Source organism: Peribacillus saganii (assembly GCF_003429095.1).
Classification (GTDB): Bacteria; Bacillota; Bacilli; order Bacillales; family DSM-1321; genus Peribacillus; species Peribacillus saganii.
Genome location: NZ_QVTE01000056.1, coordinates 1 through 15,702, shown reverse-complemented (window position 1 = coordinate 15,702; position 15,702 = coordinate 1). Strand labels below are relative to the sequence as shown.

Annotated in this window: 14 protein-coding genes; 9 read left to right on the top strand and 5 right to left on the bottom strand. The window is 40.2% G+C overall.

What is annotated here, in order from left to right; genetic code table 11:
* Positions 1-46: 46 nt before the first annotated feature.
* From D0469_RS18650 to D0469_RS18635, 4 genes are all read left to right on the top strand, one after another.
* Positions 47-1,012: a S8 family peptidase gene (locus D0469_RS18650; protein ID WP_117328243.1), complete on the top strand. Its 966-nt coding sequence runs from the start codon at positions 47-49 to the stop codon at positions 1,010-1,012.
* Entirely contained in the window at positions 1,009-1,818 is an 810-nt protein-coding gene (locus D0469_RS18645) for an endonuclease I family protein (RefSeq protein WP_117328242.1), read from the top strand. The genes D0469_RS18650 and D0469_RS18645 overlap by 4 nt, the downstream gene beginning before the upstream one ends.
* 547 nt (positions 1,819-2,365) lie before the next feature.
* Positions 2,366-2,500, top strand: a complete 135-nt coding sequence (locus D0469_RS18640) for an FbpB family small basic protein (RefSeq protein ID WP_117328241.1) — start codon at positions 2,366-2,368, stop codon at positions 2,498-2,500.
* Between the two features lie 1,052 nt (positions 2,501-3,552).
* Complete coding sequence (locus D0469_RS18635) at positions 3,553-4,227, top strand: NAD(P)H-dependent oxidoreductase (protein ID WP_117328240.1); 675 nt, start codon at positions 3,553-3,555, stop codon at positions 4,225-4,227.
* A 166-nt stretch (positions 4,228-4,393) separates the two neighbouring features.
* Here D0469_RS18635 and D0469_RS22190 read toward each other — a convergent pair whose 3' ends face one another.
* The gene (locus D0469_RS22190; protein WP_117328239.1) at positions 4,394-4,666 is read right to left on the bottom strand and encodes a superoxide dismutase family protein; all 273 of its coding nucleotides are present in this window, start codon (positions 4,664-4,666) and stop codon (positions 4,394-4,396) included.
* Between the two features lie 753 nt (positions 4,667-5,419).
* Here D0469_RS22190 and D0469_RS18625 point away from each other — a divergent pair.
* A complete protein-coding gene (locus tag D0469_RS18625) occupies positions 5,420-6,130 on the top strand; it encodes an EcsC family protein (protein WP_117328238.1) in 711 nt (236 codons plus the stop codon).
* 206 nt (positions 6,131-6,336) lie between these two features.
* Here D0469_RS18625 and D0469_RS18620 read toward each other — a convergent pair whose 3' ends face one another.
* The 4 genes from D0469_RS18620 to D0469_RS18605 form a co-directional block, all read right to left on the bottom strand.
* The gene (locus tag D0469_RS18620; RefSeq protein ID WP_117328237.1) at positions 6,337-7,149 is read right to left on the bottom strand and encodes a nucleotidyltransferase domain-containing protein; all 813 of its coding nucleotides are present in this window, start codon (positions 7,147-7,149) and stop codon (positions 6,337-6,339) included.
* A gap of 116 nt (positions 7,150-7,265) precedes the next feature.
* Positions 7,266-8,462, bottom strand: coding sequence for a M20 family metallopeptidase (locus D0469_RS18615; RefSeq protein ID WP_117328236.1), 1,197 nt, complete (start codon positions 8,460-8,462; stop codon positions 7,266-7,268).
* A gap of 270 nt (positions 8,463-8,732) precedes the next feature.
* Positions 8,733-10,127, bottom strand: a complete 1,395-nt coding sequence (locus D0469_RS18610; RefSeq protein ID WP_117328235.1) for a hypothetical protein — start codon at positions 10,125-10,127, stop codon at positions 8,733-8,735.
* Between the two features lie 240 nt (positions 10,128-10,367).
* Complete coding sequence (locus D0469_RS18605) at positions 10,368-10,880, bottom strand: antibiotic biosynthesis monooxygenase family protein (RefSeq protein ID WP_117328234.1); 513 nt, start codon at positions 10,878-10,880, stop codon at positions 10,368-10,370.
* Between the two features lie 471 nt (positions 10,881-11,351).
* Between D0469_RS18605 and hemE the strand changes: the two genes are divergently transcribed.
* The 4 genes from hemE to D0469_RS18585 all read left to right on the top strand — a co-directional run bounded on the left by hemE (position 11,352) and on the right by D0469_RS18585 (position 15,612).
* The gene (gene hemE, locus D0469_RS18600; RefSeq protein WP_117328233.1) at positions 11,352-12,395 is read left to right on the top strand and encodes a uroporphyrinogen decarboxylase; all 1,044 of its coding nucleotides are present in this window, start codon (positions 11,352-11,354) and stop codon (positions 12,393-12,395) included.
* Between the two features lie 88 nt (positions 12,396-12,483).
* Entirely contained in the window at positions 12,484-13,413 is a 930-nt protein-coding gene (gene hemH, locus D0469_RS18595; RefSeq protein WP_117328232.1) for a ferrochelatase, read from the top strand.
* A gap of 307 nt (positions 13,414-13,720) precedes the next feature.
* On the top strand, positions 13,721-14,062 hold the full coding sequence (locus D0469_RS18590; RefSeq protein ID WP_117328231.1) for a DUF485 domain-containing protein: 342 nt from the start codon (positions 13,721-13,723) through the stop codon (positions 14,060-14,062).
* A 14-nt stretch (positions 14,063-14,076) separates the two neighbouring features.
* On the top strand, positions 14,077-15,612 hold the full coding sequence (locus D0469_RS18585) for a solute symporter family protein (RefSeq protein WP_117328230.1): 1,536 nt from the start codon (positions 14,077-14,079) through the stop codon (positions 15,610-15,612).
* Positions 15,613-15,702 lie beyond the last annotated feature (90 nt).

Genomic DNA, 15,702 nt, shown 5'->3' with positions numbered 1-15,702 from the left:
ACATCATGCGTTTGCTTCATTGTAATTCTAAACAGGGGGAATATAAATGGAACACAAAATGCGTTTAATTCCGTACCAGGTTATGAACGAAGTGGATGAAGCTGCAGAAATTCCAAGGGGTATTGAACTCATTCAGGCTCCTAAGATTTGGGAACAGAGTCAGGGGGCGGGGATGACAGTAGCCGTTTTGGATACAGGTTGTGATATCAGCCATCCTGACCTTAAGGATCGCATTATTGGAGGACGGAATTTTACTGGCGATGACCAGGGAAACCCTGAAATTTATAAGGACTACAACGGCCATGGGACTCATGTGGCTGGCACAGTGGCAGCTGTGCAGAACAATACTGGAGTTGTTGGTGTTTCGCCCGAAGCAAACTTATTAATTGTTAAGGTTCTCGATGAGAATGGTTCGGGACAATATGATTGGATTATCAAGGGAATCTTATACGCCATTGAACAAAAGGCGGATGTTATATCTATGAGTCTGGGCGGGCCGGTGGATGTTCCTGAATTGCATGATGCCATTAAAAAGGCCATTGCGAACAATATCCTTGTTGTCTGTGCAGCGGGTAATGAAGGCGACGGAAAGGATGCAACAGATGAGTTAGCGTATCCTGGATGCTATAACGAAGTTATCAGTGTCGGAGCGATTGACTTGGAGCGCCGATCCTCACAATTTACAAATTCGAATAACGAAGTCGACTTGGTTGCTCCCGGTGAAGGTATACTATCGACCTATTTAGATGGAAAGTATGCAACATTAAGAGGTACCTCGATGGCTACCCCGCATGTATCCGGGGCCCTTGCTCTTATAAAAGAAATCTCCAACAGAAGCTTCGAACGAAACCTTACAGTACCTGAGCTATATGCACAGCTGATTAAACGGACAGTGCCATTGGGGAACTCGCCAAAACTTGAAGGAAATGGTTTGTTGTATTTAACCGTAGTTGACCACTTATCTCAAGTATTCAGCCAGAAATTAACCGCCCAAGTGATGAATATATCATGAAAAGTTCAAACTTCCTGTCACAAGAGTTGGAAGAATTGACGATGGCTGTAAAAGAGAATATAGAAAAACGCACCTACTATGATGCAAATAAAGACATCGATATCAGGTATATGTACTATAAGAGTATCTCATTTGATGATAATAAACTTATAAATAGTATGCATAGGTTGCTGGATAAAACGCATACAGAAAAACTCAATTACTCCCCGCATCGTTATGTTTACCCATGGGTCGATTTACAGGAGAACGGTAAACTGAAGAGTTTATATTCAGGTAAAGGGATGGAGCCGGCAGCAGTTATTGAACATGATATCAGGCTCCTCGAATTACGGAAAAGCGGCTTTAGCGCCTTCTCTGGAACCAATCTATTAAACTGTGAGCATGTTGTTCCTCAATCTTGGTTTAACAAAAAAGAGCCGATGAGGGGTGACCTCCATCATCTTTTTGCCTGTGAACCCGGCTGCAACAGCTGCCGCGGAAACAATCCTTATTTTGACTTCACTGATTATATCCCGGAAACGCAGATATTGGGAGTAAAGGAAGGCTGTGGCAAGGCAGAGGATGGCCATTTCGAACCGGAATACGGTAAAGGAATTGTCGCCAGGGCAACATTGTATTTTTTAATTCGATATATAAACTTGATTGACAGCAAAAACGTCAATATTCCTCTACTAATTAAATGGCATAATCAATTTTCTGTTTCAGTTTATGAAAAGCACCGCAATCTGGCAGTCTATGAACTGCAGGGAAACAGGAACCCATTTATAGATTATCCGGAAATGGCTGAAAAGATGTTAGGATTATAACTGTGTTATACTCACTTGAAGTGGAGAATCTACAGTAGTCGTTTGAGTACTGCAGTATTATAGTACCGTGTGCAAAGGAAAGTATTTGCAGAAGAGATTAATGAAAACACTTATTTGTATTGAACGGATGTGTTCTCTAAATACACATGTCTTTGTTCATGAGAATGAGTGTTTTGTTTTTGTTTATAAATAGTCAAAACCTTTTTAAGAAGGATTTGGATTAATTTTGTAAGTTGTTTGAGGTATATGGAAAAAGGATGCGGGTAAGAAATTTCCGGTCATTTTATAGTCTGCATATGGCCTAAAGGCAGTGGTATAGAATCATCTTTTCAAAGCAAAGGAATTTTAGGTTACTTTTGTAATGTCGGTAGCCAGAAAATAGTAGAGTGTAGTCTATAGGCATATATTCTCCTAATTTCAGCCGGATTATCACGAAATATTCATAAAATTGTCATAACTTTAAAGTGGAAGGACACTAAGTTGTTGTATTATTGAAATATAATTATTTTCTGAATATTACTACTTTAGTAGAAGATTGGAGTCCTCAATGCGCCGAAAAAATACAAAATCGTTCCAAGAACTAGTTAAAATGAATAAACAAGAATTACTTAACGACAGAAAAGCAATTGAAAGTATAGAAAAACGAATTGAAAAACGTCATGAAATTAAAAAACTTGCATGAATAACTAGTACACATTTCTAAAAAAGCGGTCAGATCAAACATCTGATCGCTTTTTAATATCATTGAACCAGAACCCATGTTCCGTGGACAATAAAAGCTGTGTTTTTTCTTGTTCAGATTCAGTGAAGGAGGGACAATTGGTACGATATCGGGTTTTGACTATCTACTTTGAAGCGGGATCACACAGCTTCTTTGAAATTCGCTCCTATTGATATTAATTAAGCAAAAACTAAAATGATTCAGAAAGAGAATTTAACCAGCTTTTTCATTACTATTCCTCCTTGTAAGATTTTACTAATTTAGTATGGGGGAAATAATTAGTAAATTAAAACATTAATGTTAAAGGAGTAGCATCGGTTTTTCGGGGGATTAGCTGCAAAGGGCTATGAAAATTCCTCATTTTGGAGGGGCAAGAATAAGGATAACTTGTTTAAAATAAAATAATCCAGCCCGAAAGCTGGATCAGTTTTACCAACCAAAGTTTTATATTTAAGGGGAATATGGATTGAGTATATCAATATAACATTACTGGGAAGTGACATTCATAATAAAGAGGAGTTACACTTTTGTTTCAAAGGGTTATTAAAGTTAAAATTAACAATAAATATGGTAAATTGATATGAATCTTATTTCGTGATTACACATGTCATTATTTTAATAGCACGACAATTCATGTGTAACTAACTACTGCGGCACTCAAGGAGTGTCGCTTTTTGTTTGTTTCTCTTTCTTACAGGAAATAAACTTTTATATGGCTTTATAAGGGTATGTTTCAACCTTTTACTTCTTTTTTCCTTTGTCTAACCCTTTCTGAAGAACACCTCACAAAACATAGGCATATAAATTGTCTTTTCTTTTGCTTTCTTTATAATCGACCTGGTAATAGTTAGATTTAAAATTGACAATAATATCCCTTGAATTCAGTGCAGAGGAGTTGAAGGCAATATTGAGCTCATCATGTGAAGACGCACTTGAGCATTAATGTAATCTGTAAAATATATCGGTTCACATTCATTTATCTAAGATCAATCTTAGCAAAAGGAGAATGCATGATGGGAAGTCGTGAGGATAAAAAGCAGGAAATACTTGAAGCATTTCAATTCAGGCATGCAACAAAAGAATTTGACCCAAATAAAAAAATATCTGAAGATGACTTTAACTTTATTTTAGAAGCAGCCAGGCTGTCGCCTAGCTCAGTCGGTTATGAACCATGGAAATTTTTAATTATTCAAAACAAAGAATTGCGGGATAAGCTGCGGGAAGTTTCATGGGGAGCACGTGGACAGCTTCCAACAGCAAGCCATTTCATCGTTATACTTGCAAGAACGATTAAAGACACTAAATATGATAGTGAATATGTAAAAAACCAGATGCTAAGCGTAAAACAGATTCCTGAAGATGTTTTTGAGCAAATGAAAATCCGATACAGGGAGTTTCAGGAAGAGGATCTCAATATTCTTGAGAATGAACGAACGGCATTCGACTGGGCAAGTAAACAGACGTATCTTGCCTTGGCGAATATGATGACAGCTGCGGCTCTAATTGGAATAGATTCTTGTCCGATTGAAGGATTTCATTTTAACAAGGTCCAAAAGATTTTAGCAGAGGAAGGTTTGCTTGAAGATGGTCATTTAGCTGTCTCCGTAATGGCAGCATTCGGTTACCGGAAAAATGAACCCCGTCCTAAAACTAGAAAGGACAGGGATGATATAGTTCTGTGGGTTTAACTTAATAAAACTTAGTACGAGGATATTAACCGAACCGATATAAGGCAGGAGGTTTTGCCGGTCAAATGTCATTATTTAATAGCAACGGCATTGATTAGTTATCTAAAACAGTAAAAAAACTGGAGAAAACAGATCATAGTTCTCCAGCTTCTTTCTGTATGTTCCTTTAATCGAACAGGTATATTTCCGAAGTTATCCGGTTTTTATGTATCATCACGGCCAATTTATTTTCCATCAATTGTACGATCGTAAAACGATTGAAAGCTGCAGAGAATTCAGCTGTGCCGTCTGGATTCACATAAAGAAGCGGCATGTCACCGCTGTGGTCGCCATGCTTTTCACCAGCCGGGTTAAAGTGGCAACCCGCTGTAGCAAATTGTCCATCTGGAGCATCTGGCTCACAAACACCCGTTTCATGAAGATGAAACCCATGAGCCAGGCTTCAATCCTTTCATGCTTGCTTCAATAATATGATTATCATGTACTGAAAATTATATTTTGCCGAACTTATTGCCTTCCATATCTTTAACTTCTGCTGAAGCCTTGACGTTCTTCTGTATAGATTTTCCCTTGGACATTGCAGCTGATTCTTCTGTTTCCACATCTATTGGATTTTCGTATCCTATCCACTACATCCAGCAAGCAATAAGAGTATGCCTGCCAGCAGTAGAGCTTTTTCCGAGCATTTACTCATTTGTTTTGCCCCTCTCTACAAACTTATGTATTCCTTAAAGTAGTTCCCCGATTTTTACCGAATAAATGTGACGAGAAAAAATTTAACAGCATTTACAATATAGCGCATTTTAGCAACAATATTATCCCATGGTTTTACAACAAGGTATACCTGCAAAAAGAACAAAGGTACAAATGGAAAGCTTAACAATAATTCGATTAAAATACGGAAACATGGAGTGAATAATGAAAAGATCAACTGAAGTGCAGTAAAAGTACATTGAATAAAATTTTAGCAGCAGAAGAAAACGTTTATTGATTTATAATGGTTTATTTTTTAGATTCTAATTAAACTGAACCCAGCTATACATAGGATGAAATAGAACCGATAAAACAACTTCATTAATTACACACATCCTAAAAACCGCTTCCCGTCTTTTTTAGTTCTGAACGATCATAATGAAACTTATTTATTAATATAAACGTAAATAATGAAAGGAAAATTAAAGGAGATAGTTAAATGGAAGTATATGAAATAAATGCTTATCACGAAGTTGAGGCATGGAAGAAAAAGCTAATGAAACGGACTGGGATGTTATCAAGGTTTTCAAAAACTACCCAAAATAAGATTAATAGCGTTATACCGGAAAAAATTCATGGGATAATCACGGAAAGTATAAAAAACATGGTGAAGACAACATTAGCCGGAAGTGATTTAACAACAAAAGCCAAAGATGTAACCGGGTTTACTTTTGAACAAAAGGAAAAGGAAGTTATGAAGAAGATTGCTGTCTACCAGAAGACTGCAACGATTGAAGGCGCAGGGACAGGTGCGGGAGGACTCTTGCTCGGACTTGCAGACTTCCCGCTGCTGTTAAGTATAAAAATGAAGCTTCTTTTTGAAATGGCAACCCTATATGGTTTTAATGTAAAGGACTATGAGGAACGTGTATATCTGCTTTATGTGTTTCAGCTTGCTTTTTCCAGCGATGAAAAACGAATGGAAACATACCGTATTTTGGAAAACTGGGAGCAAGAAAAAGAACAGTATCTTGAGGTTGATTGGAGGGTGTTTCAGCAGGAATACCGGGATTATATTGATTTGATAAAAATGTTCCAGATGGTTCCCGGTATAGGAGCTATGGTTGGAGCGTATGCCAATTACAATTTGGTGCAGCACCTCGGAAATACCGCAATGAACTGTTATAGGATGAGGATGTTAGATAAATAGTGACATTTAAAAATAAGAAAATTTCTCACCATAAGGACATGTGTCTATACGCTCGTCCTCCGGCTGCATATTTTATAGTAAGTCCGCAGCTTAAATAAAAAAATGGTTCACCTCCTGGCTCATTGCACAGGAGGTTTTTTTATTTTTTATGTGTATTGATGGGAGACAGCACCCAATGCCCATAGAATAATTCCGCCTAACCGCTATTAGTCATCGCGAGTGGATTCATTCCAAATTTCTTTCAACGAGTCTCTGAATAATTGATCAAGCAGTTTAGTTGGATCGGGAATTTCTGTCTTTAAGTTCCTTGTGTATGTTTCAAGAAAGTTTATTTCTTCAGTTAGAAAATGAAGAATCCCCTCATTCCTCGGTTTTGTTTTAAGATTTTTTCCAGCTATTTTCCGCTTGATAATAGTTGTAATTTCTTCTTTAAGATCCCCTTCTGGAAGAACATCCTCTAACAAGCTTTGTAATTCTATCGGTGGAATAGAGTTGTGCTTTTCAATCCATCTGGCAGCCATAACAGGACGAAGCATATAAAAATATATTTTTGTTTTCTCTTCACTGCTTTGCAAATAGGCACGTAAATTCTTTTTGGCCATATTTAAATAATGATGCAAGCATGAAACAGGTGAAAAAATATCTTTAGTTAAAGCTTTCATCCTTGGAATTGTTGAATAAGCTTCGTAATAGACAATATTTGAGCGAAGCCACTCAAGTAAAGCGGGATTGGATTTCCTGAACAGCCTCAATGCTTTGGTTAAATCCCAACCGGTGATATCGAGCAAATTGTGTACAGTGGCAGAAATAGAATCTTGTGCTGGAATTTCAATCACATCTCTTTTTTGATCGATGGATAGGTACCAATTTGTTTTATGGATATAGATAAACCTCACATCATAATCACTGCCCTTTGATGGAAATCCCCAGGCTCTGCTGCCTGCTTCGCAGGCATAAAGAATTTTAACTTCATGCTCTGTTTCGATTTGTTTGAGGGTTTTAACAATATGTTCCTTCATCAAATCTATCCTCGTTTCGCTCGATCCCTAGCTGCGCAAGAGCATTAGTTTTCATTTTGTGGTGGACTTTAATGTCAAAATCATCGATTCCTTTGTATTATTGCCAGATTGAATTTTTATACCAATGCTTTTTGGGCTTCCTTCACGTGATAAGTAATCGCTGCTATTCCAAGGGTTTTAGCGGCTATTAGCATTGCCTTTTCATCAAAATCGAACTTGGGATGATGGTGGGGATAGGCAACTTCGACTCCCTCTGCCTTTGCTCCGGTGAAAAAGAAGGTTCCTTTCACCTTTTGCAAATAGTAGGCGAAATCCTCGCCAGTCATCTCAGGTTCTTTTTCTTCAACTAAATCGACCTCTTTTATTCCTCGGGATACTTCGGCTAAATGAAGTGTCTCTTTTTCGTGTGTAACCACAGGGGGGTAGCCACGGAAATACGTGTAATTGTAGTCACTATCGGATGCAAGACAAATTCCACGGGTGATTTTTTCAATTTCTGCTTCAATAAAATCACGGACTTCTTCACTGAACGTTCTTACTGTCCCAATCAGCCTGGCTTTGTCGGCGATCACGTTGAACGCGTTTTCGGCTGTAAAAGAACCTATAGTGATAACAGCTGGTTCGATTGGATTTATACGGCGGCTGACTATTTGCTGCAGGGCAAGTACTAACTGGGATGCAATAACGATTGAATCCTTTGTAGTATGAGGCTGTGCACCATGACCGCCCTGACCCTTAATTTCGATTTCAAAGCGGTCTGCTGCTGCCATTATGGGACCAACACGATAAAGAATTTTTCCGGTTGGAACTGTAGCCCATAGGTGAGTGCCGAAAATAGCATCAACTCCGTCAAGGCAGCCATCCTCAATCATTGGCTTTGCGCCTCCTGGAGCATACTCCTCTGCATGCTGATGTATGAATACATACGTACCTTCAAGCTCACTCTTCATCTGGTTCATCACTTTAGCCAGGACAAGTAATGCGGCAGTATGGCCATCATGGCCGCAAGCGTGCATTACGCCAGGAACCGTAGACTTATACGCCACTTCTTTTTCATCCTGGATTGGCAGTGCATCAAAGTCAGCCCTCAGCGCTATTGTCTTACCGGGTTTTGCGCCTGTTACTTTGGCAACTACCCCATTGCCTCCGACACCTGTCCGATGCTTGATGCCTTGCTTTGTGTAGTAATCGGAAATATAAGCTGCGGTCTGCTTTTCCTGAAAGGATAATTCAGGATGTCTATGTAGATAGCGGCGAATTGAAATCATTTCTTCCATAGAGTCTTCTAAAAGAGATTCAAGTTTGCTACACATGATTCTGCCTCCTTTTTTAAAATTGAGTAAGTTGAATTTTATGACAATTATAGCACAGTGGCAGAAAAAGCGGGATGTAAACCACCTCATCAGCAAAGGAAGCAAGCGTTTATCTTGAGGAAAATTAAATAAAAACTTAGTGGAAATTGAATAAAAAAGAAAAAAGAAAAGTTACAATTTCCTCAGCTTATTAATGGAAAAAGCTGCACCGGTGAGCACAGGCGCATTGCTTTCCGCCTGTAAACCAACCTGGATACAGCTTCAGACATTTTACATTAAAAACATCGCAACTATGGTTGTGACTACAAGACCGATTGCGACCGGGAGAAGGTTTTTTCGCGCCAGTTCAAAGGGGTCTACATTACAGATTGCCGCAGCAGGTATAAGAGCCCACGGAACGATGGTACCGCCGCCTACCCAAATGGCAGCAATCTGGCCGAGAGCAGTCAGTGTAGCAGCGCCAGAGCCAATTGCTTCAGAAAAGAGATGGGCAACGGAGCCCGCAAGCGAGATTCCTGAGAAGCCAGAACCGTCCAATCCTGTGATGGCTCCAATGGAGGTGAGGGTAATAGCAGCAATTTCTTTTGATAAAGGAACGGTATGGGCCAGGGCTATACCAAGGTCATTAACAATCCCCTGGGACTCGGCTGGCAGATGTTCTCCAAGAATCTTGATAAAACCAGAATCTCCAAGATAGAAGAAGGCTGCAATAGGAATGACTGGTCCAAATACCTTGAAACCAAATTGAAAACCATCTATTAAATAGGCTGTCGTTTTTTCAAGTCCACGATGGCTATGCGCTGCAAGAGAGAGAAGAATTAAAATGAATATAGAAGTTCCTCCAACCAGCGCAGTGGCATCTCCACCCTGCAGGTTTAGGATAGACATTGCAGCTACATCCAGAATAAAGGCTACCGGAATAAGCAAAGCGAAAAACTTCTTTTGCCCGCTTGAAAGTAAAGAGTGGTCAACCTTGGTATCATGATCCTTTTCTGTTTCCACCACTTTTGTTGAAAGCCTTCCCAGTTTCATATCTCTTTTTAATAGAAAGAAAGCAGTCACGGTTGTAACAAGGCCCATTGTGAATACAAGTGGTACACTCGCGCTTATCACTTCTCCGACAGGAAGGGAAGCAGCGTCAGCAGTCAGTTTTGGCGCAGCTTGGATGATAAAGTCACCTGAAAGGGCAATCCCGTGGCCGAAAAGGTTCATCGCAATCGCAACGCCAAGAGCAGGAAGCCCAACCCGTACAGCTACAGGGAGTAATACTGCCCCGAGCAATGCAACTGCAGGAGAGGGCCAGAAAAACCAGGATATCAGCATCATTAAAATTCCAATCGTCCAATAAGCAAGACCCGGAGTTCTGATCAGCCTTGCAAATGGGGAAATCATTACATCATTGATCCCGGTTTTCGTCAGCACGCGGCTCATAGCCACAATCAGCGAAATGACAACAATCGTCGGCAGCAGCTCAGTTATCGCATAGATAAAGCTCCCAAAAATGCCGCTAACAGAAGCAGGCAAACTTCCTGTTGCAGTCAGGGCAATAGTGAAAATTCCTATGATACAAACGAGAGTGGTATCTCTTCGTGCTATCATAAAACCTATGATTAAAACAATAAACAGGATATATATCCAGTGAAGAGCCACAAGCTCTATGCCCATAAACATTCCTCCTTGTGTGATAGGTGAAACAAAGAGCGCAAACCGTGACATACGCCCGTGTGAATCCCTACTACACAATATGAAAATGAGAAAAGTTTGTGAAAACAGACTGCAAATTCATTTTTGCTCGGAAAAATGAAAGGCTGTGGGAATAGCGGGGGAGATAAACTGTTTACTAATACATAATAAAAACCTTGTCAGTAAATATAACAAGGTTCCATAAAAATTTAGCTGTTTTTTCTAATTATCTTCCTCTGCCAATACGTAGTGGGTCACATAGGAGGAACCGGAAAAAATCTTTTTGGCAGTGTCGCCTCCTGCTCCAGGGGCTTTGTTTGCATGGGCATTTTCAAAGCTCTTTGAATTTTGCCAATTTCGGAATGACTGTTCGTTATCCCACTGCGTTAAAATTACATACGTATCTGAATTAAGCGGGCGGAGCACCCGGATTGCAATAAATCCAGATTCTTTCTCGATCATCCCGGCCCGGTTTTTGAATCGGTATTCAAAAACTGGTCTTCCTTCATCAGTAACCGGTATGTTATTCATCACAATAAAGCCGCCCTGCCGCAATTCGCCAACCGAATCGATTGATTCAAATTTACGGGGGGAACTAAATATTGTTTTACCGTTCGTTTCATGAAGCAGCAGCGTTGTTTCCATGTTCTGCATCAAGATCATGTTTTCACCCGCTGCTTTATCTTTCTTATTTTTCATAAATTCGTAGGTCCCATTCGTCATATAGATGTACACACCATCACCTCTTTTCACTAATTACATAACATCATTAGTTTTAGACATATTTTAATGTTTCCCTCTTTAAAAAAACAAAAACCCCTTTTCCAAAAACGGAGAATTTTTGACAATTGGTGTTGTTATCTATACATGGATAGTAAAAAAAGGCTATATTTTAAGGTATTAGAAGTTATAACCTTCTCAATATATACATGTACAGTTGTACAGCTCCAGCGGCCAGTAACGTAGTAGAAATAAAGCCCGACTTACACGACGAGCTACTGCAGGACGAGGAAAGCTTCTGCAGCGCTACATTGCCACGAAACAAAGGGACAGCTTTGTGAGGATGTTCTGGCCTTGACTTTCCTTATACCAAGGGGCTTGCTCTTTACTTAAATATATCATTTGTAAATTTATCTGCCCATGATATTCTATTAAGAGTATATTAAAATAATGAGAACGGTTTATTAGGTTGAAAGGTGGATTTTTATGGCTATGGAAATAAATGAAACATTTTTAAAAGCGGCAAGGGGGGAAAAGACGGATTATGTACCGGTTTGGTATATGCGCCAGGCCGGCCGGTCACAGCCTGAATACCGGGCGATTAAAGAAAAATATTCTCTGTTTGAGATTACTCATCAGCCAGAACTGTGCGCTTATGTTACAAGGCTTCCGGTTGAGCAATATGGAGTGGACGCTGCAATTCTTTATAAAGATATCATGACCCCGCTGCCAGCAATCGGCGTTGATGTAGAGATTAAATCCGGGATTGGCCCAGTTATATCGAACCCGATCACTTCCTTAAGCGATGTGGAAAAGCTTGGGGAAATATCTCCTGAAGACGATGTTCCCTACGTACTGGAAACCATTAAGCTGCTTACTACTGAGCAATTGAATGTTCCGCTTATTGGATTTGCAGGCGCACCGTTTACGCTTGCGTCGTACATGATCGAAGGCGGGCCTTCAAGAAATTATAATAAAACCAAAGCCTTTATGTATTCCGAACCAAAGGCATGGTTCGCTTTAATGGACAAGCTTGGGGAAACCACCATTACATATGTAAAATCCCAAATTAAAGCAGGTGCAAGAGCCATCCAGATTTTTGATTCGTGGGTCGGTGCATTAAATGTAGAGGATTACCGGACGTTTATCAAGCCGGTTATGAACCGTATTTTCATGGCATTACGCGAAGACAATGTACCTTTGATTATGTTTGGTGTTGGGGCAAGCCACTTGGCGAAAGAGTGGCATGATCTTCCCCTTGATGTTGTCGGACTAGATTGGAGACTGCCAATCAGAGAAGCAAGAGCAATGGGCATTACGAAAACTGTTCAAGGCAACCTCGATCCTGCCATCCTGCTATCGCCTTGGGAGGTTATTGAGGAGAGAGCGAAAGCCATCCTTGACCAAGGGATGGAAACTTCTGGGTATATTTTCAACCTTGGGCATGGCGTGTTCCCGCAGGTCAAACCGGAAACACTGAAACGATTGACAGTTTTTATTCATGAATATTCCCAAAGCCAGCTTAAGTAAGCACGCCCATAAGCAAATTTATTGCTAAAAACAGCGAGGATATACAAAAATATAGGAATAGACAAAAAAGAATGGGGTGTCATTTATAATGGCGAAAAAGAAATTAGGACTCCTTGTAATGGCATATGGAACTCCTTATAAAGAAGACGATATCGAACGTTACTATACACATATCAGGCATGGACGGTCACCTTCTCCTGAAATGCTCGAAGATTTAAAGAACCGTTATGAAGCAATTGGCGGAATATCACCGCTTGCAAAAATTACACAGGACCAGGCAGTTGCTCTTGAAAAACGTCTCAATGAAATACAAGATGAAGCAGAATTCAAGGCCTACCTGGGGCTTAAGCATATTGAACCATTTGTGGAAGATGCAGTAGACGAAATGAAGCGAGACGGAATAACTGAAGCTGTCAGCATTGTACTTGCACCGCACTTTTCTACTTTCAGCGTAAAATCATATAATGGACGGGCACAGGCACAAATTGAAAAAGCTGGCGGGATGTCGCTGACATCCGTCGAGAGCTGGTATGACGAGCCGAAGTTTATCGGCTATTGGGTAGAACGAGTAAAAGAAACTTTCGGAAAGATGACGGAAGAAGAACGCAATCAGGCTGTTTTGATCGTTTCGGCCCACAGCTTGCCTGAAAAGATACTCCAATTGGGAGATCCATATCCTGATCAGCTTAAGGAAACAGCTCGAATGATTGCTGATGGAGCGGGGATTACCGAGTATGCGGTAGGCTGGCAAAGTGCAGGAAATACGCCAGAACCTTGGTTAGGGCCAGATGTTCAGGACCTGACTAGGGAGCTATACCGTGAAAAAGGCTATAAAGCGTTTGTGTATGTGCCGGCAGGGTTTGTCTCAGAACATCTGGAAGTACTTTATGACAACGACTATGAATGCAAGGTTGTTACTGATGAAATCGGTGCTTCCTACTACCGTCCGGACATGCCAAACACAAATCCAGAATTCATCGATGCATTGGCTGAGGTTATTTTAAAGAAACTAGCATAACACGAGTTTATAATCTCAAAAGCAAAACAAAAAATCGTGAACGCCATATTTACTGAAAACATGATTCAGACAGAAACTGTCCGTATTAACGGGCGGTTTTTTTTACATCTAAAGTTATAGCCTTGCTTGTTTTTCAATATGCTCCAGCTATCTTGAAGCATGGTTAATATAATTTACATTATGGTAAAAATGTCTTTTGTTATAGCACAGAATTTACAATCTATTCTGAATTATATTATAATATTATCGTACAAGAAAAATCTATTAAGGAGGGCAGTTTTATACAAAACATGAATGGGGGATTATCATGGTGAATAATCAAAATTCGCTTGCGAAAAAAAGCTCGGAAACGGAATCAGTTAACTATTCAAGCATTGTGGCTTCAGCTTCTTTTAAAGAACTGATGCGCCAGAAACGCAATTTTATTTTACCTATGTCAATCTTCTTTATGATTTTCTATTTTACGTTGCCTGTTCTGACATCCTATACTTCCGTTCTAAATAAGCCGGCAATAGGAGCCATTTCATGGGCTTGGGTATTTGCCGGGGCGCAGTTTATTATGACTTGGGCACTTTGCATAATATATTCACGAAAAGCCGCCAAATTTGATGAAATTGTAGAAAAAATAAGCGCTGAAACAGGTAAATAAAAGGGGGCTATAGTATGAATGGATTAGCATTTACATTATTTTTAATCATTGTTGCATTAACACTGGTAATCACGTATATGGCCTCAAAAAAGACAAAAACCTCGAGCGACTTTTATACTGCAGATGGCAGCTTAACAGGCTGGCAAAATGGTTTGGCCATTGCTGGTGATTATATGTCAGCTGCATCATTTTTAGGGATCGCTGGAATGGTAGCGCTTTCAGGGTTTGATGGCTTCTTTTACAGCATTGGTTTCCTCGTTGCTTACTTGGTAGTTCTTTATGTAGTAGCTGAGCCTTTGAGGAATCTGGGTAAGTATACTATGGCTGACATGATTGCGGCCCGGTTTGATGAGAAAAAGGTCAGGGGCGTAGCGGCCATGAATACCATCGCTATTTCTATTTTTTATATGATAGCTCAATTGGTTGGTGCAGGAGCTTTAATAAAGCTTTTGCTTGGAATCGATTACGTTTATTCCGTCCTCATCGTTGGAATTCTTATGACTATTTATGTTGTTTTCGGGGGCATGATGGCAACATCATGGGTACAAATTGTTAAGGCTGTTTTATTAATGGGAGGCACATTTATCATTTCCTTCATCGTGTTTGCAAAATTTGACTTCAGTGTAGCTGAAATGTTTAGACAAATGCAAACAGCCACTCCTTTAGGTGAAAACTTCTTAAACCCGGGGAATAAATTTAAAAACCCGTTAGATACAATCTCTCTAAATCTTGCACTTGTTCTGGGCACAGCAGGACTTCCACACATTTTAATTCGTTTCTTCACCGTTAAAGATGCCATCACAGCACGTCAATCGGTAGTTTACGCAACCTGGATCATTGGAATCTTTTATGTCTTTACAATTTTCTTGGGGTTTGGTGCAGCTGCTTTTGTTGGGTATGACGAAATCGTTGCAGCAAACGCAGCAGGAAACATGGCAGCTCCATTGCTTGCTAAAGCCCTTGGGGGAGATTTCTTGTTTGCCTTTATTTCTGCAGTGGCATTTGCAACAATACTTGCAGTTGTTGCTGGCTTGGTTTTATCTGCAGCATCGGCATTTGCCCATGATTTTTACAGCCATATCCTCCGAAAGGGGAAAGCTACTGATAAGGAGCAGGTGGTTGCAGCAAGATGGGCTTCTATTGGGGTGTCCATTTTGTCAATTATACTGGCGCTGTTTGCACAAAAGATGAACGTTGCATTCTTAGTTGCCCTGGCTTTTGCGGTAGCGGCCAGTGCAAACCTGCCAATTATTATGCTTACTATTTTCTGGAAGCGCTTTAACACGACAGGCGCTGTGACCGGAATGGTAGTTGGACTTTTTAGTGCACTTATTCTTGTCGCAATATCGCCAAATGTTTGGTCTCCTGAAGCAGGTGTGGCCATTTTGGTTGGCGAGCCGCTGTTCTCACTTAGCAATCCAGGAATTGTTTCTATCCCGCTAGGCTTCATTGCAGCCGTGGTCGGCACATTGCTATCAAGCAAAAAAGCGGATGAAAAGAAATTTGATGAAATCCTTGTTAAGGCGAACACAGGCATTAAAAGCTTGTAGAGTTAGGCTAACCATTACCCTTAGCGGAAATTCCGCTGAGGGTCTTTATTGTGCGCCCGGCATGGGTGCAGTCTATAGGGTGTGAGTCCC

Bases quoted from the DNA above. Each gene is read 5' to 3' on its own strand.
- D0469_RS18650 (WP_117328243.1), top strand. From the start codon at position 47: ATGGAACACAAAATGCGTTTAATTCCGTACCAGGTTATGAACGAAGTG.
- D0469_RS18645 (WP_117328242.1), top strand. From the start codon at position 1,009: ATGAAAAGTTCAAACTTCCTGTCACAAGAGTTGGAAGAATTGACGATG.
- D0469_RS18640 (WP_117328241.1), top strand. From the start codon at position 2,366: ATGCGCCGAAAAAATACAAAATCGTTCCAAGAACTAGTTAAAATGAAT.
- D0469_RS18635 (WP_117328240.1), top strand. From the start codon at position 3,553: ATGGGAAGTCGTGAGGATAAAAAGCAGGAAATACTTGAAGCATTTCAA.
- D0469_RS18625 (WP_117328238.1), top strand. From the start codon at position 5,420: ATGGAAGTATATGAAATAAATGCTTATCACGAAGTTGAGGCATGGAAG.
- D0469_RS18620 (WP_117328237.1), bottom strand. From the start codon at position 7,149: ATGAAGGAACATATTGTTAAAACCCTCAAACAAATCGAAACAGAGCAT.
- D0469_RS18615 (WP_117328236.1), bottom strand. From the start codon at position 8,462: ATGTGTAGCAAACTTGAATCTCTTTTAGAAGACTCTATGGAAGAAATG.
- D0469_RS18610 (WP_117328235.1), bottom strand. From the start codon at position 10,127: ATGGGCATAGAGCTTGTGGCTCTTCACTGGATATATATCCTGTTTATT.
- hemE (WP_117328233.1), top strand. From the start codon at position 11,352: ATGGCTATGGAAATAAATGAAACATTTTTAAAAGCGGCAAGGGGGGAA.
- hemH (WP_117328232.1), top strand. From the start codon at position 12,484: ATGGCGAAAAAGAAATTAGGACTCCTTGTAATGGCATATGGAACTCCT.
- D0469_RS18590 (WP_117328231.1), top strand. From the start codon at position 13,721: ATGGTGAATAATCAAAATTCGCTTGCGAAAAAAAGCTCGGAAACGGAA.
- D0469_RS18585 (WP_117328230.1), top strand. From the start codon at position 14,077: ATGAATGGATTAGCATTTACATTATTTTTAATCATTGTTGCATTAACA.